We start from the raw sequence: 24235 nt of genomic DNA on the forward strand, positions 1-24235 counted from the left end.
TGCCGAACTGGGGCCCGGCGAGCCCGAGAAGCTGAAGGATCTGCTGACCCGGTTCGCCTATCGAGCGGACGACAAGGAATAAGCCCGCCGGTTGCCCGCCTGCCTGCCGGCTGGGCGGGCTTGGTCGCACGCGGCTGTCGCGGCAATCTGGCCTTGAGCGTTGGGCCATCCTCGCCACACGCCGACCCTGCCTGCGGGCGACGGTCAGGGCTGCGTCGCCGATGCGGACCGAGTAGTCCGCACGGCTACCGCGCCGCATTCCTGGCCGACGGCGTGTTCTTCGCCCTCGTACGCATCGCGGTCGTGTCGATGCGCGGCTCGCCGGCAGGTCACACGCACCACCGCTCCCGGGGCCGGGCTGCCGGCCGCAGGCGCGGAGCAATCGTCATCGCCCACGGAGGGCACGCTCGGCGAGGGTGGCGTGTGACGTCCTGGAGTCAGGCGTTGCCCTTGGCGGAGGGGGTCTCGCCCGCGGTGCGGCCGAGCAGAAGCACGCTGTCCAGCCACGCCTTCAGCGTCGACGGGATCGAGAAGTTGTACATGGGGGCGCCGATCAGGACGGCGTTCGCCTGCTCCAGCTCCTCGATGAGCTTCACGCGCGCGGCGAACGCGGCTGACTGCTCCGGGGTGCGCTCGGACGGGGCGGCGTAACCGGCGGACCAGGCGTCGGCGGTGATGTGCGGGACAGGGGCGGCGGCGAGGTCGCGGTAGATCACCGTGCCCTCAGGGTGCTGCTCCTCCCAGCTCTTGCGGAAGGCGGCCGTGACCGAACGGGACGAGGACGCCTCGCCGGGGAACAGGGACGAGTCGATGTGCAGCAGCGTCGCCATGGGCTTTCTCCAAGGTTGCATTGCCCCAGGCGTGGGCGCCGAGGGGCTGGGGATTCGTGTTCGGCAGTAGTCTTACATGAAATAGTATCGAGTGATACTATCTCGCTTGTAGTGGAAGTGAGTGCGTCGAGCAGCTGGGAAGGCAAGCGATCATGGACGTCTACGAGGCGGTCAGGAGCCGACGGGCGGTACGCAGGTTCACCGACCGGCAGGTCCCGAGGGAGACGCTGGAGCGTGTCCTGTCCGCCGCGGCCTGGTCGCCGTCCGGATCGAACATCCAGCCGTGGCGCGCCTACGTGCTGACCGGCCGGCCGCTGGCCGAGATCAAGAAGCGCGCCGGCGAGCGCCTGGCCGCGGGCGACCCGTGGGACGAGCCGGAGTACGAGCAGTACCCGACCACGCTGAAGTCGCCCTACCGCGAGCGCCGAGCTGCCTTCGGCGCGCAGCGTTACGGCGCACTCGGCATCGCGCGTGAGGACCTGGAGGCACGCCAGCGGGCCGCGTCCGCGAACTGGGACTGCTTCGGCGCGCCCGCCGCCCTGTTCTGCTACATCGACCGCGACCTGGGCGCGCCCCAGTGGGCGGATGTCGGCATGTATCTGCAGACCGTCATGCTGCTGCTGCGCGCCGAAGGGCTGCACAGTTGCCCGCAGATGGCATGGGCGAAGTTTCACAGGAGCGTCGCGGAGGTACTGTCACCCCCGGCCGAGCTCATGCTCTTCTGCGGCATGTCGATCGGGTTCGAGGACGTCACGGTCGATCACGTCCGTACGGGCCGGGCGCTGCTCGACGAGACGGTCACGTTCGTCGACGGCTGCTGACACCGCCCGCCCTCAGCCGATGTGGCCGCTGTTTCGCACCGGGCCGAAATGGACGGATGACCGCGTCCGCTGCCGCCCGGCCGGGGTCGATGACGAGGCCCCCTTCGCGACCAGAACCCCACACTTCAAGTGGATGCCGCAACGCGCCACCGACGGTGGGGGAGTACGGCAGTATGCCCGGCGCCCGCATCATCCTCACCGACGAGGGGTGGGGCAGCGTGTTGACGACGGGCCGAGCGAGGGCTCGACGCGCCGCGTCTCCACGAGTTCTTCGAAAGTGTGCCCGCGTGCACGGATCCTGAGCGGCCGGTTCTACGGACCGGCCGCTGGTGGACAAGACTCCGGGTGTGTGACCTGCCCTATCGCGCCGTGCCGCCGATGGGCTTTCCCGGGCCCCAGCCGGACGGGCGGATCAGCGCAGTCCGGCGAAGAGATCGTTCTCGGGTACGGCGGCGCCGGTGGCGTCCTGAACACGTACGAAGGTCTCCATGCCCATCAACTCGCCGAACCTCTTCTTGCCCATCTTGAGGAAGAAGATGTTCTCGCCCTGACTGGCGTGCGCGGCCAGCGCGTCGAACTTCTGACCGCTGAATGCGGTGGTGTCCACCCACGTGGTGATTTCATCGTCGGGGAGGCCGATCTCGGCCATCGCGGCGGTTTCGGCAGGATCCGGCTCCGGCATGTCCTCATGAAACTCGCGCATGATCTCACCGAACCGCTGCATCATCGAGCGGGGCATCGTCGTCCAGTACACCTTCGGTGTCAGTGCGGTCATCTCCAGCGCCGCCATCGTGATGCGGTGGGCCTGGATGTGGTCGGGGTGGCCGTAGAAACCATTCGCGTCGTAAGTGACGACCACATCGGGCCGGTACTGCCGCATGAGTTCCGCGAGTCGGGTGGCGCCTTCCTCCACGGGGGTCTGCCAGAAGGATTCGGGGGCGTCGTTGCTCGGCCAGCCCATCATCCCGGAGTCGGCATAGTCGAGCATCTCCAGATCGCTGACCTTCAGGACGTCACAGCTCGCCTTGAGTTCTTGACGGCGCATCAAGGCGACGGCCGCCGGATCGTGCCCGGGATCGCCCGGCTTGACACCCCCCGGTCCGTCACCGCAACCGCCGTCGGTACACGTCACGAGAACCGTGCGGATGCCTTCCGCCGCGTACCGCGCGAGGATCCCTCCGGTACCGGTGGCCTCGTCGTCGGGGTGAGCGTGCACTGCCATGAGCGTCAAGGGCCGGTCGGCCATGAAGCAGTCCTCCTGCAGAAATACGTCTTGGTTCGAGTGCGCGGCGGGCGTACCGCGATCCCGGGGGTCCGGATCCTGTCGGAGCGGACGACCTCGTGGTCTCCGTGTTCCCCGCCCGTGCGGCGCCGGTCCCTCGGTCGATGCAACAGTGGCGGCCGGACCGGCTGTTCCCGCCGCGGCCGCTTGATCTACCAGGCGTCGGCGTCTGTGCGCCTACTCAGGTTGAACTCACGATGTCGGTGGCCAAGCAAGCGAGGGACGGCTGTGGCATGCTCGTCCGCGTGAGCGGTGCCCCGAATGATGGCTGGTCGTTTGCAACAGCGCGGGAGCCGGCCCGATTCGGTGTCACGGCCGAGTCCTGGACTCGGCTCAGAGCACGACGCGTGACGAGTTGCTCGCTGCCCTTCTACAGCAGTGATGCCAGACTCTCTCAGCTTGCGAGCCAGGTGCTCCATCTCCGGAAGCGTTCCTGAGTAGTCACCGTTCACCATGCGACGCGCCACGGCCGCGGCGCTCGTCAGGTCGACATCGAGTTCAGCCCGTAGTACCCGCATGATGGCGACACCCTTGGCCGACGGACTGCTCACCTCCAGGCTCGCGGGTCCATGCTCGGAGAGCATCTGATCCCGGTGCCGACGAAACGGGGCTCCGGAAGTGACGAAAGGCGCGACCGGGGGTCCGCTTCGTGTTGAGCCCGCGCAACTGGCCCCTGCGGTCCGCACCGCAGCCCTGGGATTCCTGCGCGCCTTCACTCCGGCAGTAGACCACGCCCCGACCGCGGTTACGCGCTGGGCGGCGAGCACTCGATGCCGGAGACCGTCGTGGCCGACGAGGAGCCCTGGCCGGGTGCGGAGGCGGCGCGCTCGTCGAGACCACGGGCGGTGTGGATCCGCAGCAGTCCTTCGATGCCGCGCAGCAAGGTCTCGCCGGCCAGGACGGGGTCGCCGAGGTAGCCGGCGCTCATCGCGCCGTCGCGGAGCATGACGAAGTGCCGCCCGGCGTGCTCGGCCTGTGCGGCCGCGATCTCGGCGAACAGTCCGGTGATCGTCTGCAGGAACCATTCGCGGTGCTGCACGACGGCACGGTGGACCGGGTGATCGGGATCGGGGAATTCCGCCGCCGCGTTGAGGAAGGCGCATCCGCGGTAACCGGGCGAGCGGATCTGCTCGACCAGGGACGCACCGATGCCCCGCAGGATGCCATCGGTCGGCACGTCCGCGGCCATCAGGGAGCCGATCTGGGTGCGGATCGCCTGGTCGACGCTTCCGATGTAGGCGACGGCAAGGTCTTCCTTGCTGCGGAAGTGGCGGTAGAAGGTGGCGTTGGTGACCTTCGACTCGGCGACCAGACGGTCGACGCCCACCGTGTGGATGCCCTCCGCGTAGAAGAGCTGCCCCGCGGTTCTCAGGAGCCGTTCCCGGGCTTCGGAGACCCGCCTGCCGGTGCCTGTGCCGGCTTCCGTCTTTGCCATATCACCCATTGTAGCAGGTAGAACGATCTCTCTTGTTTTCGCGAAAAAGGTGTGCCAGGCTGCAAACAAGAGAGAGCGTTCTCTCTATCCCACAGTCACTGGAGAAGCCCATGGCATCCACTGCCTCCGCCGAGCCCATCGGCGCCAAGCCCGCCCTGCGCCGGCTGTACGTCATCCGCTTCGTCTTCGCCGCCGTGTGGGCCGCGCTCCTGCTGGTGTCCGGCTCTGAGCTCACCGCCGGGGCCAAACTGCTGCTGTTCCTCTATCCCGCCTTCGACGTGGCCGCGGCCGTCGTCGACGCCAGGTCGGCGCGCGCCGCCGGGCCGGTCAAGGGCCTGTACGCCAACATGGCCGCCAGCGTGCTCGCCGCCGTCGGCATCGCGGTTGCCGGCACCTCGGGAATCGCCGACGTGCTGCGCGTCTGGGGCGCGTGGGCGATCGTCTCCGGCCTCATCCAGCTCCTCGTAGGCGTAGCGCGTCGGCCGATGGGCGGCCAGTGGGCCATGATCCTCAGCGGCGGCATCTCCGTCCTCGCCGGCGCGACCTTCATCCGAAGCGCCACACGGGACGACCCCTCGCTGACCGCCCTCGCCGGCTACGCCACGCTCGGCGGCATCTTCTTCCTCGTCTCGGCGATCCGCATGTCCCGTTCGACCCCCAGGAGCTGAGAACCTGATTTGGAGGCCCTCTACACGTAAGCCGTGGCCAGTGGTTGCCATGGATCTGGCCGCGGGGCGGTGCTCGGGGTATGGGACGCCAGGGGCGGTTGTCGCGGGACTGGGCCCGGAGAACGTCGACGCGGCGGCGGGCGAGGGCGATGACGGCGGGGATGTGCTTGTGGCCCTGGGCCCGTTTCGTGAGGTAGTAGCCCGGTTGGGGCCGTCGCGAATGATGCTGGTCTGCGCGGAGAGGTAGAGCACTCGGCGCAGGTGGCGGCTGTAGCGCTGGGGCCCGCGGGGGTTGCCGGTGCGGTCGCCCGCGGTCGCTGGCAGCGTCCCGCCGACCCTCACATGCGCCTGGGCTAGCCGGAAGCAGCGCTGCCAGGCGATGTCCCACCCGAGGGGGCACCACCCCGGCTCTTGGAAGACTGGGCGTACCGGAGGGCCAGACGTTCCTGATCAGGCCGGGCGGCGAGTACGACGTCCTGTTGAGACAGGGGCGGGCCGGCCCGGAGCGTCTGCTCCGGGCCGGCCCGCCCCTGCGACGTCAGCTAGCGGCGGGAACGGGGTCGCGGGTTGGTGCGGGCGTCTCCTTCGGACCGGACCCGGCCGGCGCTGCGGCAGGAGCGGGGGCAGGGGTGTAGGGGATCTCTCCGCGCAGGACGGCCTTGGCGCGGTCCTCGTCGAGCTCGCCCTCCCAGCGGGCGACGGCCAGGGTGGCGACGCCGTTGCCGACCAGGCTGGTCAGGGCGCGGGCTTCGGACATGAACCGGTCGACGCCGAAGATCAGCGCGAGGGCGGCGACCGGGACGTGCGGGACGGCGCTGAGAGTGGCGGCCAGAGCGATGAAACCGGAGCCGGTGACGCCTGCGGCACCCTTGGAGGTGAGCAGCATGACGGCGAGCATGGCCAGCTGCTGGGTGAGGCTGAGGTCGACACCGAGGGCCTGGGCGATGAAGACCGAGCCCATGGTCAGGTAGATGGCGGTGCCGTCGAGGTTGAAGGAGTACCCGGCGGGCAGCGTGATGCCGACGACCGGTTTCGAGGCGCCCGCGTGCTGAAGCTTGGCCATCATGCGCGGCAGGACGGGCTCGGTGGAGGAGGTGCCCAGGACGATCAGCAGCTCTTCCTTGATGTAGCGCAAGAAGGGCAGCATCCGCAGTCCGTTCAGGCGCATCACGGTCCCGAGGACGACCAGGACGAAGAAGAGGGCGGTCAGCCAGAACGAACCGACCAGCAGGGCCAGGTGGCGCAGCGTGCCCAGGCCGTAGTGGCCGATGGTGAAGGCCATCGAGCCGAACGCGCCGATGGGGGCCAGCCGCATGATCCAGCGGATGAGCGTGAACAGAACCGTGGAGAACTTCTCGACGCTCCGGGCGATGCCCAGGCCGGCCTCTCCGCTGGCGTGCAGGCCGAAGCCGAACAGCACCGACACCAGCAGCACCGGCAGGATCTCGTTGCCGGTCAGGGCGCTGACCAGGGTGGCCGGGATGATGGCGAGGAAGAACTCGGCGAAACCCTCGTGGGCCGTGGTCGCCTCCGGCGGCAGGCCCTTGGCGGACAGGGTCGAGAGGTCGATGTGCAGACCGCTGCCCGGCCTGACGACGTTGACGACGACCAGGCCGACCACCATGGCCACGGTGGTCAGCACCTCGAAGTAGACCAGAGCCTTCAGGCTCACGCGGCCGACCGCGCGGGCGTTGCCCATGGAGGCGATGCCGTGGACGACCGTGCAGAAGATGATCGGCGCGATGAACATCTTCACCAGCGCGATGAAGCCGTCGCCGAGCGGCTTCAGATCAGCGCCGACGGACGGCCACAGCCCGCCCACGGCGGCGCCGAGGAGGACGGCGATCAGGCACTGGACGTACAGGTGGGACAGCATCCGGCGGATGCGGCCCGGTGGTGCGGTGACGGTTCCCGGGGCGGCGTCGTTGCGGCTCATGCGGGGCGTCCTTCCAGGACGGGAACGAGGAGTTCGGCTCGGGCGATACGCCGGGCGGCGCGGTGCAGCAGCACCGTGGGGGACGCGCCGTCCGGTGCGGGGACGGCTTGGGTGGTGACCACGCCGGCGGGGGTGCCCAGGCGCAGCGTGCCGTCGGTGGTCTGCCGGGCGACGCGGTGGGCGAGGGTGCCGGGGGTGGCGGCGGCCGTGGCCAGGGCCACGGCGGAGGTCAGGCCGATCGCCGGGTGCGGGGCGTGCATGGAGACCATGCGCACGGCCAGGTCGTACTCGTCCTGGCTGACGAGTACGCCCTGTGTGGTGCGATAGAGCGCGGGTCGGGCGACGATGCCCACTTTCGGTACCGCGTGGCTGACCGGATCGCCCTCGCGGACCAGGCCCATGGCCAGCGCTGCCTGGCGGCGCAGGAGTGTCAGCGCGGGCACTGCGGTGGCGAACCCGGTGAGGGATTCCGTGCCGTCGAGGCCGAACGCCTTGGCCTCGAACAGCGCGGCCGGCGCGCCGGCGTCCACCAGGGATGCCTCGACCAGGCCGTCCGGGCCGGTCAGCTCGTCCAGTGCCCGGCCGGTCGGCAGTGCGCGGCCGGTCGTCGAGCCCGCCGGGTCCTGAAACCCGAGCAGGACCGGCACGCCCGGCGCCGAGGTACCCGGCACCACGGCCGTGCCCTCCTCCGGGGCCACGCCCGCGGGGGTGGGGATGGTGCCGGTGAGGCGGGCCCCGGTGTTGACGTTGAGCATGCGGACGGTGGTTGTGTCCGACGCGATCGGCACGAGATGGTGGTGGACGGCGTACAGGGCCACGGCGGTGGCGCAGTTGCCGCAGTTGCTGGTCCACTCCACGCGCTCGTCGCCGATCCCGATCTGTGCGAAGGCGTACTCGACATCCACACCGGGTTGGGTCGACGCCTGTACGACGGCGGCCTTGGAGGTGGTGGAGGAGGCGCCGCCCACGCCGTCGATCTGACGGGGGTCGGCGGCGTTGAAGGCGGCGAGCAGGAGGGCATCGACGTCCACGCCCGTGGCGGCCACGTCGCGGTGGTCGAAGATCCAGCACTTGCTGGTTCCTCCGCGGATCATCTCGCCCTGCAGACGCAGCACAACCGACTCCTCACAGCCATGGAAGGGGAAGCCCACCGACGGTCTCGCCGTGCGTGGTGTCCTCCACGGTGGGTTACGGCAGCGTGAAGTACAATCTCGCAAATCTGTATGGCTATTAAGATGAAGTGAACGCTGGAGGTGGCGGCATGCTCGACGTCCGGCGCATCCTGCTGTTCACGGAGGTCGCCCGGCGCGGCTCGGTCACCGCGACAGCCCGCGCCCTCAACTACACCCCGTCAGCGGTATCGCAGCAGATCAGCCGCCTGGAAACGGAGGCAGGCCAGCCCCTGCTGGAACGCCACGCCCGGGGCGTCACCCTCACCGACGCCGGACGGGCGCTGGCCGAACGAGGGCAACGGATCGAACGCGAACTGCGGGCCGCGGAAAACGAACTCTCCGACTACGCCGGCCTGCGCGCCGGCACACTGCGCATCGGCACCTTCCCCACGGTCGGCGCCTCGCTCCTCCCGCAGGCCGTGATCGCCTTCCGGGACGCCCACCCCGACGTACGGCTGACCGTCCGCAGCGCCCGCATCGCCGGACTCTGGACGATGCTGGAGAACCGGGAGATCGAGATGTCGCTGATGTGGGACTACGACTGGAGCCGAATCGACCGGGAGGACATCGTCGTCACCCCACTCCTCGACGACCCCCCGGCCCTGCTCGTCAGCGACCACCATCCACTCGCCGGCCGCGACGCCGCCTCGCTCGCCGACTGCGCACACGACCCCTGGATCACCCGCGCCGACCATCACCCGGTGGCCGAAGCCCTCGTCCGCGGCTGCCACGCCGTCGGCTTCGAGCCCCACATCGCCTACGAGGCCCACGACTACCAGGAAGCCCAGGCCATGGTTGCCGCCGGCATCGGCGTCGCGCTCGCCCCCACCCTGGCCCTGGAGGGCATCCGACCCGGCGTCCACGTCCTGCCCCTCCAGCCGCCGGCCCCCATCCGGCGCATCCTCCTGGTTCGCATGGCCGACCACCCGCTCACCCCCGCCGCCCTGACCTTCGCCGGACTCCTGCGCGACACCGCCGCGGCCCGAACACCCTGAAACTGACACGGCGGCACCGAACACAAAGACTTGCCAGGGAACGCCACGCACACCGAGTTCGCCGTCCGCACCCGGCTCGTGCAGCGCGTGCACCAGTACCGGCTGCCCGCCGTGGCGATCGTCGGGCACACCACGCTGGCCACCTGTCGCGACGGCACGACGCCAGGGCCGCCAACCGGACGCCGGCGTCGACGATGAAGCGCGGGACGTCGACGATCTCGCGTCGGGATGTGCCTCCGGGCGGCCGCCGCTCGGGGTCCGGCGGGCCGGCACCGGCAGCAACGGCTCGAGGAGAACCGGTTGCAGCGCATCCTGGAGATCACCGGAGCCGACAAAGCAGCTGACGTCCAGCCATGGTGTCCTGGTCGGCGAGGACCGCAAGACGGTCTGGTTTGAGTTGTGGCCCGACACCCCCAAGCCGCCGTCCTCGGGCTGGAACATCCCTGCCGCGCCCAGCGCCGCGACGTACGTCGAGGTGGTCGATCTGCCCGGCGCGCTGCATGCCGTGGTCCAGCAGCACCGGCGGACGTGCCGCGCATCGAGCGACCAGCGCAACGGTCGCAGAGGTCACAGCGGGACGATCCACACACGCCCGGCCGCAACGACCAGAGCGGCGACGGCGCGAACGACATCGGAGACTCCGAAGGCAGCAAGGTCAAGCTCTCGGTTTCGTCGAACATCGAATACCGGTTGCGCGCCAACGAGCAACGCGCAGACGGTGTCCTAGCCTCGAAGCATGACCGTCTCCTCCGAACAGATCAGCGACTACCTCACCCAGTACGCAGCCTCGCTCACCAACTTCGACGCACAGAGCGCCGCTGAACTGCGGTCACTCCCCGGGACCATGGTGGACGACCGATTCTCCGGCGTGCTGGACTCGCGCGAGGACATGGTCCAGGGCCTGGAGCAGTCGTACCCGCTCTACCAGAAGCTGGGGCTCGGAGCAGTCGACTACGAGGTCCTCGAAGAGAAGCACCTGTCCCAGGCCCTCGTGCTGGTCGGCCTGCGGTGGATCTTCCTGGACAGCGACGGCCAGGAGCTGACCGACAGCACCAGCTACTACCTCCTGCGCCAGGAAGCAGACCGGCTGTGAGCGTGCGTGTGCATCGAGACCGACGCGGCCGAAAAGCTCCAGGCCCTGGCAACGGCCCGCGGCGTCGATCTGTCCTCCCCGACCGGCGAGTGACTACCGATTGCTGACCCAGGCCGGCAGGCCCGCAGCGATCCCGGCCGGCCATGGTCGGCTGGGCGTCTTCTCGACCAGGCCGGTGTTCAGGGCGCCGCGCTCGAACAGGAAACCGTCCCAGGTTCGGGTGACCGAGACCCACCACCTCTGGCCCGGATCGTCCGGACCGAGCACGACGAACGGGCCCTGCCCGAGGCCGTCGATGAGGCCCGTCAGCGCCTGCTCGTCCGGGCCCACCAGACGACGGCCGTCCTCGGTCTCGGCCCCGTAACCGCTCCTCATGCGCCTATTGCAGGACCTGTCGTCGTCCGTGCGGAAACCCCACCTGAGGACACCAGAAGTCGTCAACCGAGAACCGAGCGCAGCCAGTCGTCGAGCATCGAGACCAGGACGGTGGCCTCGTAACGGCAGGCGAGCTTGTCATACCGGGTTGCCGCGGACACGCCGGCCTTCACCGCCTCGGTACGAGCCCTTGCCCGCCGGATCCGCCGCCAGTGCCGCGAGCGGCAGGCGTCCTCGCAGAACACCGCCGTCGACTTCGCCGGCGGCATCAGCGGATCGCCGTACCCCCGGCACAACCGCGACCCGGAAGCGTCATCCGTGATCACGGTCAGCTTCAGCCGGGGTGCCCCGTCCCTGCCCATGCAGCCACCGTACGAAGCAAGGACAGCCGCCGGGAGCCACACCGCTGAGTTCCTGCTCAGCTGCGATGCACCCTGTCCTCATCGAGGGCGCGGCGGAGCGCCTCCGACGGGTACGGGGTCTGCCTGCTCTCATCCTGGACCTTGCCGTAGAAGTCCGTCATCACTGCGGCGAGCGGTGCATGGCGGGAGAGGATCGCCCTGGCCTCTTGCGGTCCGCCCAGCGGGTCCTTCCCGTCCGCGCATGCCCGAATGAGTGCGCAGCGTTCTTCCCGCTCGTACTTGTAGCCGTAGAGATGCGTGATCAGCCAGTTCACCAACCAGCTGCGCGTGTAGCAGCGATCGTAGGTCCTGTGCAGCTCGAAGAAGCTGGTCTCGGACGGTGACAGATCGAATCGGGAGGAGAGGGAGAGCCCGTAGTCGGCGAAGTACAGGCGTCGGCCGTCGGTCAGGATGTTCTGAAAATGGGCGTCGAAGTGCAGCAGCCCGCGAGCGTTCATGAAGGACGTGCCGGCCTCCAGCTCGCCTTCCACCAGGGAACAGGCCCGGTCGGCGGACCCATCGCCAGCCTGTACCTGCTCGGTGAGCCACTCGTGGAGCGTCTGGGGAATGTACTCCAGGAAAAGCGCCAGGCTCGCAGAGGACTGCTGAAGGGCCTCGATACGACGGCGTACCTCCGGACCTCCTCCCCAATAGTCCACGGCCCGCTCCACGTCCGGGAGTTCCCCGGAAAGCCCGGACGTCTCCGGCAGCACCCGCCAGTGGTACATCAACGGAAACCCCTGGTACTGCCTTCCGAGAACCCAGTTCGTCGTCATGGTGTGGACGGCGAGCTCCCGCCACGCCCCGAAACTGGGCCCGACCGGGCCTGGCCCACCAACGCCGTACTGGCAGAAGGTGGGAAGCTCGAACAGGTTGGCCGTGGACCGTAGATGCTCAGGAAGAAGCTCCATGTCCGTGAGCGGCACCCGCTTCACGAAGACCGGCTTCCCACCGACCTCCAGGAGCGCGGACCTCCCGCCGATACCGGAGCCAAGCGGCACGGCGGCGTCCACAAGCTCGCCCAGCTGGCGATCACTGCGCAGGGCGAGGGACGTGGAGACAGCGCTGTAGCCGGCCAAACGCGCGTCTTCCGACATACCGGGACCCTCGACCGCCACGTGCATCGGAATGCGACCTCGTTTCCGTCATATACACGAGTGTCCACCAGCTGCCCAAGCACTGTACGTGAACATCGATGATGAGGAGTTGCAGTCACTGCGCTGTCATCACCGGCTCAGGAACAGGCACTCAGCTTGTCTTTTAACCTCTGTGCGCTTGTGTCTGCGGGCGCCGAGTCCCGCATCCGCGAAGCCGCCCTCGACGGCAACCGCCTCGACGAGTCCCGGGCACGCTTCGGATATGCCCGTCCGTGGGGGGACGGGGGCAATGGTGACGAACGCTGATTGTCGTCGGTCGCCGATGCTCCGCACCGACTCCCTCCTCCGCCTTGCGATGCTCCCCCACTGCCTGAACGGCGTGGGAGGTACCCCCACCACCAGCCGCCGCTCCCTGATCCGGCCTGATCGACGAGACACCCCCTAGGGTCGCCGCAGGAGCCCCCTCTCCATGGCCACCACCACCGCCCTCGTCCGGTCGTTCACATCGAGCTTGGCGAACAGACGTAGCAGGTGTGTCTTCACCGTCGCTTCGCCGATGACGAGGCGTCTGCCGATCTCGGCGTTGGTGAGACCGTCGGCCACCGCGTTGAGGACGTCGGTCTCGCGGTCGGTCAGCGGTTCCTGGGCCGGCCGGCGCATCCGCGCCACCAGCTTCGCGGCGACCCGGGGAGCGAGCACCGTCTCACCGCGTGCCGCCGCGTGGACGGCGTCGACGAGCTGTTCTCGGGTGGTGTCCTTGAGCAGGTAGCCGATGGCACCGGCTTCCACCCCGCGTTCGATCTCCGCATCCGTGTCGTACGTCGTCAGGATCAGGACACGGGTGCGTGGATGCCTGGCGACGATCTCGGTCGTCGTCGCCACCCCGTCCAGCACGGGCATCCGCAGATCGACAAGGGCCACGTCGGGGTCGTACCGCTCCACGAGGTCCAGCGCCGCACGCCCGTCCTCCGCCTCACCGATGATCTCGATACTGTCCTCGTCGGCGAGCAGAGCGACGACCCCGGCGCGCATCACGGTGTGATCGTCCACCACGACGATGCGCACAGCCCCCTCGCTCATGCCTCCACCTCATCCGCCATGGGGATCACCGCGAGGACGCGCGTCCCGTCGCCCACCGAACTCGTCACCGTTAGCCTCCCGCCCAGTTCCGCCAGCCGTTTGCGCATGCCGTCGAGCCCGAAACCCGTCGACTCATCCACAACGAATCCGGCTCCGTCGTCGGTGATCTCCAGCTCTACCCCGTACGGCCGCCGGACCAGCACCACGCCGACCGTGGACGCTCGCGCGTGCTTGCGCACGTTGGCCAGGGACTCCTGGGTGCAGCGCAGCAGCGCGATCCGGGTGTGCTGGTCGCAGTCGAGGTCTGACAGGTCGGCGTCCACGGTGAGCTCGGTGTCCTCCGCGAAGCGGTCCAGCGTGCGGCGCAGCGTCTGGGCCACCGAACCGGACTCCTCGCGGCCCGGGCCCGGCTGCCCGGCCGAGGCGACCAGCTCACGGGCCTCGGCGAGGTTCTCCCGGGCGGTGGATTCGATCGACCGCAGCTGCTGGACACTGCGTGCCGGATCCTCGGACATCCCCGCCCGGGCCGCCTCCGCGAGGACGATGATCGACGCGAAGCCCTGCGCGAGCGTGTCATGGATGTCCCGCGCGATGCGTTCCCGTTCGTCCGCCGCGCCCTGGCGCTGGTGCGCCTCGGAAAGACGCGCCTGTGTGCGCTCCAACTCCTCGATGAGCCGGGCCCGTTCGCTGCTCTGCGCAACGACCGAGTGCGCCCACAGGCCGATCAGTACGCCCACCGCGACCACGATCAGCGTGGACACCAGCGTCTCGCCGAAGAACTCCGCCGACCACCCCTGCCGAACCAGGCTGCCGGCCACCGTGGCGCCGGTTGCGAGCCCGAGAAACCCCATCGAGGCCCTGGGAGTGTGCCCGAACATCCAGTAGTGCGGCAGCGTCACCATGAACAGCGCCGCATAGCTGCTGCCCAGATACGCCAGCCCACCGAGCGCGAGGACGAGCACGGACAGGTACACCTGTGGACGTACGACGGGATTCCGAGGGAAGCGGTCGAGCACGGCGTAGCACAGCACCACGCAGCTGAGCAGCGCGAGCGCCTTGTACTTGCTCCCGCCGGGCGGAGCCGTCGTCACCAGCCCGACGGCCATCGCACCGAACAACACCCAGCACACTGTGTTCCACCGGCGCAGTGAAGTGGCCCAGAAGGCGTCGGCCGAGGCAGCGGTCAGAGCAGTCATGACCATCAACGTACGTCGATCATCGGCCGCCCGTCGGACGTTTCGGCCGAGGCCGCTGCCGCGCGCACCGCTGCTCGCCCGGGCCACCAGCTCGCATCCCCGAGCAGCAGCATCGCCGACGGCAGGATCATGATGCGGACGATGAACGCGTCGAGCAGCACGGCCGCGGCGAGGACGAAGCCGATCTGCTTCATCTCGATGATGTGCAGGAAGACGAAGCTCACGAAGACGGTGGTCATCACCACCGCCGCGCTCGTCACCACGCTCGCCGACCGTCGGATTCCGTCGAGTACGGCCTGCCGCGTCGGCACCCCCGCGAGCACGGCCTCACGGATCCGGCTCACCACGAACACCTGGTAGTCCATGGAGAGCCCGAAGAGGATCACGAAGAGGAACAGCGGCACGCGCGATCCGATCGACCCCGTGGAGTGGAAGTCCAACAACCCCTCCGCCCAGGACCCTTGGAAGACCAGGACGAGCAGCCCGAGCGCCGCCGCCGCGGACAGCAGGTTCAACCCGACACCGATCAGCCCCAGCACCACCGAGCGGAACGCGTACGTGGTCATCGCGAAGGTGACCAGCAGCAACGCCCCCAGCACCCAGGGGAGTTTGCTGTTCTGGTGGGCGGGATAGTCGGCGTACCGGGCGACGTCCCCGCTCACTCCGAACTCCGTCCCGGGGACCCGGCCCACGGTCGCGGGCAGGTAGTCCTTCCGCAGGTGGTCGAGGGAGTCGTACGCCTGGTCGGAGTTGCCCAGGTACGGCACCTTCAGTTCGAGCGTGCTGATCCGCCGGTCGGCGGAGGTCCGGATGCGCGAGGCGCCGGCGAACAGCGGGTCGTCGCCGGCACGCCGGGCCAGCTCGTGGAGGGCGCTGGTGACCTCACCGGCGCGCGCGGCGTCGGCCCGTACGACGACCTGGTGCGTGACCCTGTGGTCCGGGAACGCCGCGTTGAGCCGGTCGTACACGCGCATGGCGGGGATGTCGCGGGAGTGCGTGTCCCGGCTCATCTCCGTGATCTTCAGCCCGGCCAGAGGGGTGACGAGCGCGAGCAGGGCGAGCACGGAGACGCACAGAGTGGTCAGAGGATGCCGACTCGCGGGTCGCAGCAGAGCGGCCCACACGCGGCCACCACCGTCGTTCCGCACCCGCCGCGCCGGCTTCCCGCGCTCGGCGCGGCGCCGCACCCTGCGCTCCTGCCTCTGGCCGAGCTTGACCAGAAGCGCGGGCAGCGCCGTCAGGGAACTTGCCACCGCGACCAGGACGACCACGATCGTGCCGGTGGCAAGCGAGGAGAAGATGACATCGGCGGCCAGGTACAGCGTGGCGGTGGAGGCCACAACCGCGAGTCCGGACACCACGACCGCCCGGCCCGAGGTCGCCGCGGCGAGCTCCACCAGCGCCTCGGGACTCAGCCGGCCGCCCGAGCGGGCCCGCTCCTCCCGCTCCCGCTTGAGGTAGAAGAGCGTGTAGTCGACGCCGACCGCGAGGCCGATCATGAGGATGACGTTCGTACCGACCCCGGCGTCAGGGGAGAGGTGGGACGCCACCATCGACAGTCCGACGGCCGCCGCGATCGACGACAGCGCGAGCAGCAGGGGCACTCCCGCCATGGTCACGGACCCGAACACGACCAACAGGGTGATCAGGGTGATGGGAAGCGTGATCTCCTCCGAGAGCGCCAGGTCGTCGCCGCGCTGCTGGTCGACGCCCTTGCTGATGGAGGGACTGCCGGTCTCCTCCAGCAGCAGCTCCGGATACGCCGTCCCGACGGCCCGGGTCTGCTCGACCAGCGCGCCGACCTTGTCCTTGGCGTCCCGCTCCTCGCCCCTCAGGGCCACCTCGACCATGAGGATCCGGCGGTCCCCGGACAGCAGCGGGTCGGCCACGCCCGCCACCTCGGGCAGCCCCCGCATCCGGGCCGTGAGGTCTCTCGCGGCGGCCTCGGCCGCGCTGTGGTCGAGCGGGCCCGACCGGGAGGAGATCAGCACCTGCTCGGTGGACCTGCGCTCCAGGTGCCCCTCGGCGGCCATCGTCTCCGCCCGCCCGGCCTCGCCGACCCGGTAGTCGGCTGTCGTCGCGCTGTGGGTACCGACGGCACTGCCGATCCCCAGGCACAGCACCACGAACACGAGCCAGCCGACGATGGCCCGCCAGGGGTGCCGGGCGCTCCAACGCGCCATGCGTACAGTGAGTGGTTTCATGCCCGACAGCCTTGCTGGGCAGGGCGGTTGGCAGACAGAGGCAACGGGTTGAACTCCGTGTCCACCGTTCGGTGGACACGGAGCGCGAGAGCTTCCCGTGGGCCGGGCAAGGCCGCGCTGAGCTCGACCCGCAGTCGCACCGCGGTCCGGTCCGACACGGTCTTCGACGGCCGCCGTCCCCGCAGCTCCGGCCACTCGCCCGCACCTGCACCCGGTCCGGGCTGTGGCCAGGAGAGCACCGAGGAGCCGTGTGGCGCGGACTGGTGGTGCGGCGCGGTGGACCGGGCGCCGGAGCGGCGTGATGGCGGTCTCCTGAACCGGGGTCGGCGGGCGGGGTGCGACTTCGGTGCAGGGCCAATAGCGGATACGCGCGAGACTCCGACGTGGCAGCTGTGGCAGCCTGCGGACATGCCAGAGCTGCGCTTTCATGGAGGCCGTCACTACGCCGTCCAGTGCCACTACGCCTTGCCGGACGACGCCTGGTGTGTGGAGCTGAGCGAGGCCGTCCGGGCGCCGGCTGCGTCTTGCCCACGATCAGCCGAGTGACCGACGTCTGTACCTTCCTCAACCGTCTGCCCATACTGGCCCAGCTCCGTCTCACTGCCCTTGGTGGGTGAGCTCCGGGAGCTTCACGGCCGCGAGTGCGCGGCGAACGTATTTGCGTGACCGTTCGAGGCGGAACTACATGACGAAGCAAGGAATCATCGAGATAGCGCGCATGGATGGGTCGGCCGCAGTGCAGGCCGAGGACGCGTTCAAACGGATTTACGCCGAGGCGTTCGCGGAGCCTTCGTACAACGAGACCGCAGACGACGTCGCCGCAGCTTTCCGCCGCTTCTCCGTACAGGCTCGCAACCGCACCTTTCGCGCTGTCTTGGCCCGTACCTCGGAGGGCGAGCCGATCGGAATGGCATACGGCTACCCGCTCGAGCCCGACACAGTGTGGTGGGACGAACTGACCGAGCCCGTGCCCGACGACATGAGGCGCGAGGACGGGCACCGCACCAGGGTTGGGGGCTGGAAGAAGCCTACTTCTGCAGGAAGGACTGCAGCATGGCCGTCACTTCCTGCGGCTTCTCCTCGGTCACCCAGTGACCCGAATCGTTCAGGACCCGGCCTTCGACGTTCACGGCGTACTTACGCCATTGGTCGGCGATACTGTCACCGAACGATTCCGAGCCGCCGATCGCCAGGATTGGCATCTTCAGTTTGCCTTCGGCCGCGAACTTCGCGTTCTGCCGGATGTCTTCGCGGAGCTGTCGGTACACGCTCATCCAGGCCGTCGTGCGCCCCGGCTGCTTCAGGTAGTGGGCGTAGAAGTCGTAGTCGGACGGCGTGAACGCAGACTTGTTGCTCCCCAAGTACTCGCCGACGAATCCCTCCACGAAGGCGCGCTCGTGGCCGGTGATGAGCTGCTCGGCGAGAGGCAGTTGGAACATGCCGAAGTGCCATGCCGACGGCTTGTTCGGATCGGCCTCCAGAGCCGGGTAGGTGTAGATGCTCTCGTCCGGAATGGGAGCTTCCATCACGGCCATGCGGCGCACCTCCGACGGCCACTGGGCCGCGTAGGCGTAGCTGACCCACAAACCGATGTCGTGGCCGACGAGCTGGACTCCCTTGTTCAGCTTCAGCTGCTTAAGCAGCTCATGCACGTCCCCGGCCATCTGCGCTGTCTGGTAACCGCTCTTGGTGACCTCGGAGTTGCCCATGCCGCGGAGGTCGACGGCAATCACGGTGTGGTTCTTGGCGAGTGGGCCCATCTGATTCCGCCACTCGGCCCACGTCTGAGGGAACCCGTGGATCAGCACCAACGGCGAACCTTTTCCGCCTTGCATGTAATGCATGCGGAAGCCGTTGACTTCCGCGTACTTGGACCGGAAACCGGGAGGCGGTTCCGCTTGCGGGAAAGTCGACTGCCCGGCACCGGGGCCATCCTCCCGGCTCTGGCTCCATGCTGTGGTGCTTGCCGTGACGGAGACCATTAGGACGGTTACCAGCGCCGCGATGAGCGCGGTGATCCTATTGGCCTTTCCTATTCGGGTACCCACGAGTCCCTCCTGAAGTCAGTTTCTCTTCATGCGTCGAATCTGGCACGGCGCACAATGGCGAACTCCTCCGGCAGACCATCTCTATTTCCCCCCAAGTTCACCCGGACAGCAAGCTGATCAGAACATCCAAGACAAAAATCAACCCGACCAAGTAGTACTAGACCATTCGAGTTGTTTCCGGCAGACAGTGCAGCCGATCCGGGCCCGCATTTCCCACGGCCTCCGCGTCTGATCCAACACTTGCGGGTCTCCAGCTCCATCAACAGCCCGCCGATCGGGTCTCGGAAGCTGAAACGGGCATCGCGGGGCGTGGGAACCAGGCACCCCGGGGATCCACGCAAGCGATCGGCCAGGTCATCCACAACCGTCGACCTGCAGCCGCCCCGTCCTGATGCGCGCCTCATCCCGGCAGCTGGCAATGTGAGCCGTCCGAGTGAATCCGATATCTCCTCCGGTTCCTCATACCTCGACGCCGATCCAGTCGCGGGTGCCTGTCTGCGGGAGTCCGGCGGATCATGACGTGCGGCCTGCTGGCGCTGAATCGCTGTAGCGACCCGACCCGCCGGACAAGGAGCTGGGCGGAGCAGGTCGGGTCCGTCGACAAATGGCTCGACATCGGTCGCGGTGATGGGGGACGCTTCGCGCGATGACCAGAATCGACGACACCCCGCCCGCGTGGGACGAGCGCACCCAGCTCACCACGTTCCTCGACTACGCACGTGACACCGCCCGCGCCAAGTGCGATGGCGTCTCCGCGGAGAACGCGCGCAAGGCGCTCCTGCCGGGCTCACCGCTGATGACCATGAGCGGACTGATCAACCACCTCCGCTGGGTCGAGTACTACTGGTTCCAAGTGGTCTTCCTCGGCGAGGAAGACGGGGGCCCCTGGACCGAGGAGGACCCCGACCGCGAGATGCGTATCGCCGTCGACTTCCCGCTCACGCAGTTGCTCGACGAATACGCCGAACAGAGCGCCCGCTACCGCGAACTGGTCGCCGGGAACGGTCTGGACAAGCAGGCCCAGCGAGCTGTCCGCAACGGCCTCCACGTCGATCTGCGCTGGATCCTCCTCCACCTCACCGAGGAGACGGCCCGCCACAACGGTCACCTGGACATCCTGCGCGAGATGCTCGACGGCACGACCGGCGACTAGATCCGGCGGAGATCATGGGCGGAGCCGGAGTCGGATCGAGGCGACGGTGACGGTGCTCGAGGTGACGGTGCCGTGGAAGGTGTAACCGCTTTGTGCGCTTGATCTGGCGTCGTCGCAGGACCTTCATCATTGGGAGTCCTCGACCTTTACCCGGCCACCGACGCGCCCCCCTCTGCCGGGCCCCGCAGAACTCATGCTGGACGTCCAACGCGTCAAGCGAGCCGGGCGATGACCCGGCAGCGCCTCGGGTGCATCAGCGATCCATCGAAGATCACTGACACGAGGATGGTGCACCAGTGAGCACGCTGCCCGCCTGGAGTCAGACGGGCTGGCCGATCGGACGGATCGTCACCGTGTTGAGGTCGACGCCTGCCGGCTGGTCGAGCGCGAAGCCGATCGCCTCGGCCACCGAATCCGGGCTCATCGCGATGGGGGGAGCCTGGCCGTGCCAGAACGCGGTGTCGATCATGCCTGGGTTCACGACCGTGACTCCGATGCCGCGGGTCGTGGCGTGCAGGCGGAGGTTCTCGGCGAAGCCGACCACTGCCCACTTCGTGGCGGAGTAGAGGTTGCCCGGGCTGTTCTTGATTCCGGCCACGCTGCCGATGAGGACCAGCCGGCCGCGGGACTGCTCGAGGTGGGGCAGGGTCGCCTTGGCCAGCAGAGCCGGGCCGAGCACGTTGGCCAGTACCATCGGTGCCCACAGCTCCGGATCGCCGCCGTCGATGACGCCGGCACCGCCCGTCCGGAAGTGATCGGCGGACGCGCCGCCTGCGTTCGCGATTGCCGCGTCGAGCGACCCGAAGCGCTCCACCGTGCTGGTGACCGCCGTGTTCGTGGAGTCCCAGTCGGAGGCATCTGCTACCAGGCCCAGGACGCGGTCCGCGTGGCCGACTTCGTCGAGGAAGGCCTTGAGCCGACCAGGGTCGCGCCCGGTGACGGCGACCCGGTGGCCACGCACGAGCAGGAGCCGAGCGGTCGCGGCGCCGATCCCGCTCGTGCCACCGGTGATCAGGACCGTCTTTCCAGCGGCCGGCGATGCGCCGGAGTCGGTGAGTGTGTCAGTGAGTGAGGTGTTCATGGCGTCCACTCTGTGGCGCGGCGCGGGCCCGCGACAGTTGCTTCCGAAGGTGGGGACGACATCCCCTGGCGCCAACGGCGCCGCCCAGGGAGGCTGTGCCTATGTCGAACACGAGGTACTCCGAACTCGGTGGCTTCCTGCGTTCGCGACGCGAGCGGATCCGCCCTGAGGAGGTCGGGCTCGCGCCCGGCCCGCGGCGCCGCGTCCCCGGTCTGCGTCGCGACGAGGTCGCCGTTCTGGCCGGCGCCTCGGTGGAGTACTACACCGAGCTCGAGCGCGGTGCCGGCTCGCAGCCCTCCGACCAGATGCTCGCCGCGCTCGCCCGCGCCCTGCGCCTCAGTCGCGACGAACGCGACCATCTGTATCGGCTGGCGAACCGCCCGATCCCGCACCAGGGCGGGACGGCGTCACACGTCCACCCCGCGATGCTCGACCTGCTGACGCGAATCGACGGGACCCCGGCGATGGTGAGCACCGACCTGCACACCGTTCTGGTCCAGAACCCGCTCGCCATCGCGATGCTCGGCGACCTGTCCGCGCACCACGGCCGCGCGGCGAGCTTCATCTACCGATGGTTCACCGACCCGGCCTCGCGGCAGATCTACCCGCCGGAGGACCTCGCCCCGCAGTCACGCTCGTTCGTTGCCGACCTGCGCGCGGCAGTCGGGCGACGCAGCCCAGGCGACGCCGAGGCGACCAAGCTGGTGGACGAGCTGCTGCAGCAGTCGCCGGAGTTCCAGGCGCTCTGGGCCGACCAGGACGTGGAGGTGCGCAGAGACGAGCGCAAGCGGATCGTCCACCCCACTGTTGGCATGCTCGACCTCAACTGCCTCAGCCTCTTCAGCGAGGACGGCCGCCAGCGGTTGCTCTGGTTCACCCCACGCGCCGGGACCGACACCGCCGAGAAGCTCGCGCTGCTGACCGTCGTGGGCACACAGGCGATGCAAACCGAACCAGTTCGATGAACTGACTCAACGAGGTCTGCCACGCGACCGGGCCGAACTGACCGACTGGCCGACATCCTGGCAGCGGCTGGGGACCCAGGACTGCGTCTGGTCGGGTGCTCGGCACGTCGTCGTGGACGACGACGCCGAACCGGACCTCGACGGCGTTGTAAGGCTTGCGGGCAATCCCGAGCAGGCACCCCTTCACGCCCTGTAATGAGGCACCCATGGCCAAAGGCCTGACGCTGCTGTAACGGGGGAAGGCCCCCTGACCGCTGAACCACCCCCGGCGAGGCGGCTTCGGCGGCCGGGTAGGAGACGAGACCCGCACCTTCCCTGGGGTGCGGGTCTCATCGTTGGGGCCACGCCGCCGTGCGTTGCGCAGCGTGACCGACCGCGGTGCCTTGGGCAGCCACGCACCTGACCGGTTCCGGTTGTGTGGTGGTCAGGGGGAGGGGGCGATGGTGGGCGGCCGGCGCATCACCACACCGGAGGAATCCGAACGCCTGGAGCCGAAGCTGATCACCGCCACGGAACTCGACGGTCCCTACGACCTGATCCTGCTGACCGTGAAAGCCGGTTCCCTCGAGGCCGCCCTCCAGGACCTCAAGCCGGCGGTCGGCCCGCGCACTGCGATCGTCCCCTTCCTCAACGGCATCGACCACCTCGACGTGATCGACACCCAGTTCCCCCCAGCCGTCCTCGGAGCCGTCGTGAAGGTCGCGGCGCAGCTCACCCCGGACGGCGCGATCACCGTGTCGGCACCGGGTGCGAGCCTCGAGATCAGTGAACTCGACGGAGGGCACACGACCCGTCTGCGCGACACGGCCGCCGCGCTGGACGTCGCCGGCTTCGACGTCCAGGTCTCCGACCGCATCCTCACGTCGTCCTGGCCTCCCTCGCCCGTGCGGCGAAGCGCCTCGGCCTGTCCGCTCCGCTGCTGAACGCCGCCGTGGTCCGCCTCCGGGTGCACAACCAGCGCGTGGCGAACGCCTCCCGGCCGGGCTGAGACCGGGCGGACGGCAACCGAACGTCCGACGCACCGCGGTCGCCGCGGCCTCGTGCGGGCCGCGGCGACCGGTTCCCGGGTGGTTCCTCACGCCTGGGGAACGCCTCCGGTGGCGGGGGTGCGGGTCGCGCGCAGGCGCTGGGCGAGCAGGGCGAGGGCGCAGAGAGCGGCGACCGTCGCCGCGTAGGTGACGAACGTGTCGTGCAGACCGGCGTGCGTGGCGGCGATGCCGGCGATCACGGCCGGGATGCTGAAGGCCAGGTAGGAGATGACGAAGGCGACGGAGAGCAGCTCGCTGCGTTCGGCGGGGCGGGCTATCCGGGCCAGTGTGCCGAAGCTGGCGAGGGCGGAGCCGCCGAAGCCGACGCCCGCGATCGCGGTTCCGAGCGCGGCCGCGGTCAGGGAGTGCTCCTCCACACCGGTCAGGGCGACGGCCGTGCCGACGAGGAGCAGGGTCGCGCTGACGGCGAGGGTCCGTCCGACGGGCCAGCCGCGCAGGGCGAGGGCGGTGAGGAAGGCCGGGCCGGTGAGCAGGGTGACCACGAGTCCGCCGACGACGTGGCTGGAGAGGCCGAACAGGACGACGGCGACGGACGGGCCGAGCGAGAGGTAGAGGCCGCCGAGTGCCCAGCTCGCGATGAGGATCGGGACCAGGCTCAGCAGGTCGGCCCGCAGGTGGGGGGCGATCCGCAGGCGGGGCTGGAGCGAGCGGGCGGCGCCGGGGCGGCGCAGCGAGGTCTCGGGCAGGGCCGACAGGAGGGCGCCGGCCACCACGAGGGCGAGGAGCAGCAGCACGTAGACGAGGCGGGTGGGGTGCGGCCCGTACTCGATGAGGAGCCCGCATCCGAGCGAGCCCAGTCCGAGTCCGAAGGTGGGCGCGGTGCCCGTGACGAGGCCCGCCCGGTGCGGGGCGTGCGCGGGGTTGAGGTCGGACAGGGCGGCGCCGAGCGTGGTCATGGCGGCCCCGGTGGCGATGCCCTGGATGAAGCGTGCCGTCAGCAGCAGGCCGACGTTGCCCGCGGTGAGGAACAGGACCATCGAGGCCGCTTCGAGGGCGATCGCGGAGAGCAGGACCGGACGGCGGCCGAGGTGGTCGGAGAGGGCGCCGAGGACGAGCAGCGCCCCGATCATGCCGAGCACGTAGACAGCGAAGACCGTGGTGAGGGTGGTGGCGGAGAAGTGCCATTCCTGCTGGTAGACGACATAGAGCGGGGAGGGTGCGCTCGAGGCGGCCATGAACAGCACGAAGACGACCGCCAGGGAGGCGAAGGCGACGGGACGGCTCAGCCGTCGTCGCCTCTCCTCCGGTGGCGCTACCCAGTCGGTGGGCGCCAGGGAGGGCTGGAGCTGGCACGGGGCGGGACCGGACACGACGCGACTCCAAAAGCAGTGATCGATGCGTTTAGAACGCTACC

Annotated in this window: 20 protein-coding genes and 2 pseudogenes; 7 read left to right on the forward strand and 15 right to left on the reverse strand. The window is 69.1% G+C overall.

What is annotated here, in order from left to right:
- Window positions 1-446: 446 nt before the first annotated feature.
- Window positions 447-830: pseudogene (locus IE318_RS11475) on the reverse strand (FMN-dependent NADH-azoreductase); the annotation flags it as partial.
- 152 nt (window positions 831-982) lie between these two features.
- On the opposite strand from IE318_RS11475, the gene IE318_RS11480 reads away from it, so the two are divergent.
- On the forward strand, window positions 983-1651 hold the full coding sequence (locus IE318_RS11480) for a nitroreductase (RefSeq protein WP_189899283.1): 669 nt from the start codon (window positions 983-985) through the stop codon (window positions 1649-1651).
- Window positions 1652-2063: 412 nt separating this feature from the next.
- Here the strand turns inward: IE318_RS11480 and IE318_RS11485 are convergent, their stop codons facing one another.
- Both IE318_RS11485 and IE318_RS11490 read right to left on the reverse strand, forming a co-directional pair.
- Window positions 2064-2897: a PIG-L family deacetylase gene (locus tag IE318_RS11485; RefSeq protein WP_189899285.1), complete on the reverse strand. Its 834-nt coding sequence runs from the start codon at window positions 2895-2897 to the stop codon at window positions 2064-2066.
- A gap of 781 nt (window positions 2898-3678) precedes the next feature.
- A complete protein-coding gene (locus tag IE318_RS11490) occupies window positions 3679-4377 on the reverse strand; it encodes a TetR/AcrR family transcriptional regulator (RefSeq protein WP_189899287.1) in 699 nt (232 codons plus the stop codon).
- Between the two features lie 101 nt (window positions 4378-4478).
- On the opposite strand from IE318_RS11490, the gene IE318_RS11495 reads away from it, so the two are divergent.
- Complete coding sequence (locus tag IE318_RS11495) at window positions 4479-5036, forward strand: hypothetical protein (protein ID WP_189899289.1); 558 nt, start codon at window positions 4479-4481, stop codon at window positions 5034-5036.
- A gap of 94 nt (window positions 5037-5130) precedes the next feature.
- Here IE318_RS11495 and IE318_RS44820 read toward each other — a convergent pair.
- The 3 genes and pseudogenes from IE318_RS44820 to IE318_RS11505 form a co-directional block, all read right to left on the reverse strand.
- Window positions 5131-5348, reverse strand: a pseudogene (locus IE318_RS44820) (IS110 family transposase); the annotation flags it as partial.
- 226 nt (window positions 5349-5574) lie between these two features.
- Window positions 5575-6972 (reverse strand): C4-dicarboxylate transporter DctA, encoded by a 1398-nt coding sequence (gene dctA / locus IE318_RS11500; RefSeq protein WP_189899292.1) that lies wholly within the window; start codon window positions 6970-6972, stop codon window positions 5575-5577.
- A complete protein-coding gene (locus IE318_RS11505; RefSeq protein WP_189899294.1) occupies window positions 6969-8087 on the reverse strand; it encodes a PrpF domain-containing protein in 1119 nt (372 codons plus the stop codon). The genes dctA and IE318_RS11505 overlap by 4 nt, the downstream gene beginning before the upstream one ends.
- A gap of 146 nt (window positions 8088-8233) precedes the next feature.
- Between IE318_RS11505 and IE318_RS11510 the strand changes: the two genes are divergently transcribed.
- Window positions 8234-9139 carry a LysR family transcriptional regulator gene (locus IE318_RS11510; protein WP_189899297.1) on the forward strand — a complete coding sequence of 302 codons (906 nt, stop codon included), beginning with the start codon at window positions 8234-8236 and terminating at the stop codon, window positions 9137-9139.
- A 736-nt stretch (window positions 9140-9875) separates the two neighbouring features.
- Complete coding sequence (locus tag IE318_RS11515) at window positions 9876-10232, forward strand: DUF6841 family protein (RefSeq protein WP_229903461.1); 357 nt, start codon at window positions 9876-9878, stop codon at window positions 10230-10232.
- Window positions 10233-10325: 93 nt separating this feature from the next.
- Here IE318_RS11515 and IE318_RS11520 read toward each other — a convergent pair whose 3' ends face one another.
- The 7 genes from IE318_RS11520 to IE318_RS11550 all read right to left on the reverse strand — a co-directional run bounded on the left by IE318_RS11520 (window position 10326) and on the right by IE318_RS11550 (window position 18633).
- Window positions 10326-10607 carry a hypothetical protein gene (locus tag IE318_RS11520; protein WP_189899299.1) on the reverse strand — a complete coding sequence of 94 codons (282 nt, stop codon included), beginning with the start codon at window positions 10605-10607 and terminating at the stop codon, window positions 10326-10328.
- Between the two features lie 62 nt (window positions 10608-10669).
- Window positions 10670-10969: a hypothetical protein gene (locus tag IE318_RS11525; protein ID WP_189899301.1), complete on the reverse strand. Its 300-nt coding sequence runs from the start codon at window positions 10967-10969 to the stop codon at window positions 10670-10672.
- Window positions 10970-11025: 56 nt separating this feature from the next.
- Window positions 11026-12105 carry a serine/threonine protein kinase gene (locus IE318_RS11530; RefSeq protein WP_189899303.1) on the reverse strand — a complete coding sequence of 360 codons (1080 nt, stop codon included), beginning with the start codon at window positions 12103-12105 and terminating at the stop codon, window positions 11026-11028.
- 441 nt (window positions 12106-12546) lie between these two features.
- Window positions 12547-13185 (reverse strand): response regulator, encoded by a 639-nt coding sequence (locus IE318_RS11535; protein WP_189899305.1) that lies wholly within the window; start codon window positions 13183-13185, stop codon window positions 12547-12549.
- On the reverse strand, window positions 13182-14381 hold the full coding sequence (locus IE318_RS11540) for a sensor histidine kinase (protein WP_189899308.1): 1200 nt from the start codon (window positions 14379-14381) through the stop codon (window positions 13182-13184). The genes IE318_RS11535 and IE318_RS11540 overlap by 4 nt, the downstream gene beginning before the upstream one ends.
- 5 nt (window positions 14382-14386) lie before the next feature.
- On the reverse strand, window positions 14387-16585 hold the full coding sequence (locus IE318_RS11545; RefSeq protein ID WP_189899310.1) for an MMPL family transporter: 2199 nt from the start codon (window positions 16583-16585) through the stop codon (window positions 14387-14389).
- A gap of 1028 nt (window positions 16586-17613) precedes the next feature.
- Window positions 17614-18633 carry an alpha/beta fold hydrolase gene (locus IE318_RS11550; RefSeq protein WP_189899312.1) on the reverse strand — a complete coding sequence of 340 codons (1020 nt, stop codon included), beginning with the start codon at window positions 18631-18633 and terminating at the stop codon, window positions 17614-17616.
- Between the two features lie 646 nt (window positions 18634-19279).
- On the opposite strand from IE318_RS11550, the gene IE318_RS11555 reads away from it, so the two are divergent.
- Window positions 19280-19786 carry a DinB family protein gene (locus IE318_RS11555; RefSeq protein ID WP_189899314.1) on the forward strand — a complete coding sequence of 169 codons (507 nt, stop codon included), beginning with the start codon at window positions 19280-19282 and terminating at the stop codon, window positions 19784-19786.
- 319 nt (window positions 19787-20105) lie between these two features.
- Here the strand turns inward: IE318_RS11555 and IE318_RS11560 are convergent, their stop codons facing one another.
- Window positions 20106-20867, reverse strand: a complete 762-nt coding sequence (locus tag IE318_RS11560; RefSeq protein WP_189899316.1) for an SDR family oxidoreductase — start codon at window positions 20865-20867, stop codon at window positions 20106-20108.
- A gap of 101 nt (window positions 20868-20968) precedes the next feature.
- Between IE318_RS11560 and IE318_RS11565 the strand changes: the two genes are divergently transcribed.
- Window positions 20969-21832: a helix-turn-helix transcriptional regulator gene (locus IE318_RS11565; protein WP_189899319.1), complete on the forward strand. Its 864-nt coding sequence runs from the start codon at window positions 20969-20971 to the stop codon at window positions 21830-21832.
- A gap of 440 nt (window positions 21833-22272) precedes the next feature.
- Window positions 22273-22755 (forward strand): ketopantoate reductase family protein, encoded by a 483-nt coding sequence (locus IE318_RS11570; RefSeq protein ID WP_189899322.1) that lies wholly within the window; start codon window positions 22273-22275, stop codon window positions 22753-22755.
- A 152-nt stretch (window positions 22756-22907) separates the two neighbouring features.
- On the opposite strand, the gene IE318_RS11575 is transcribed toward IE318_RS11570, so the two are convergent.
- On the reverse strand, window positions 22908-24191 hold the full coding sequence (locus IE318_RS11575) for an MFS transporter (protein ID WP_189899325.1): 1284 nt from the start codon (window positions 24189-24191) through the stop codon (window positions 22908-22910).
- Window positions 24192-24235 lie beyond the last annotated feature (44 nt).

Origin of the sequence: Streptomyces spiralis (genome assembly GCF_014654675.1) — a bacterium.
Taxonomy (GTDB): domain Bacteria; phylum Actinomycetota; class Actinomycetes; order Streptomycetales; family Streptomycetaceae; genus Streptomyces; species Streptomyces spiralis.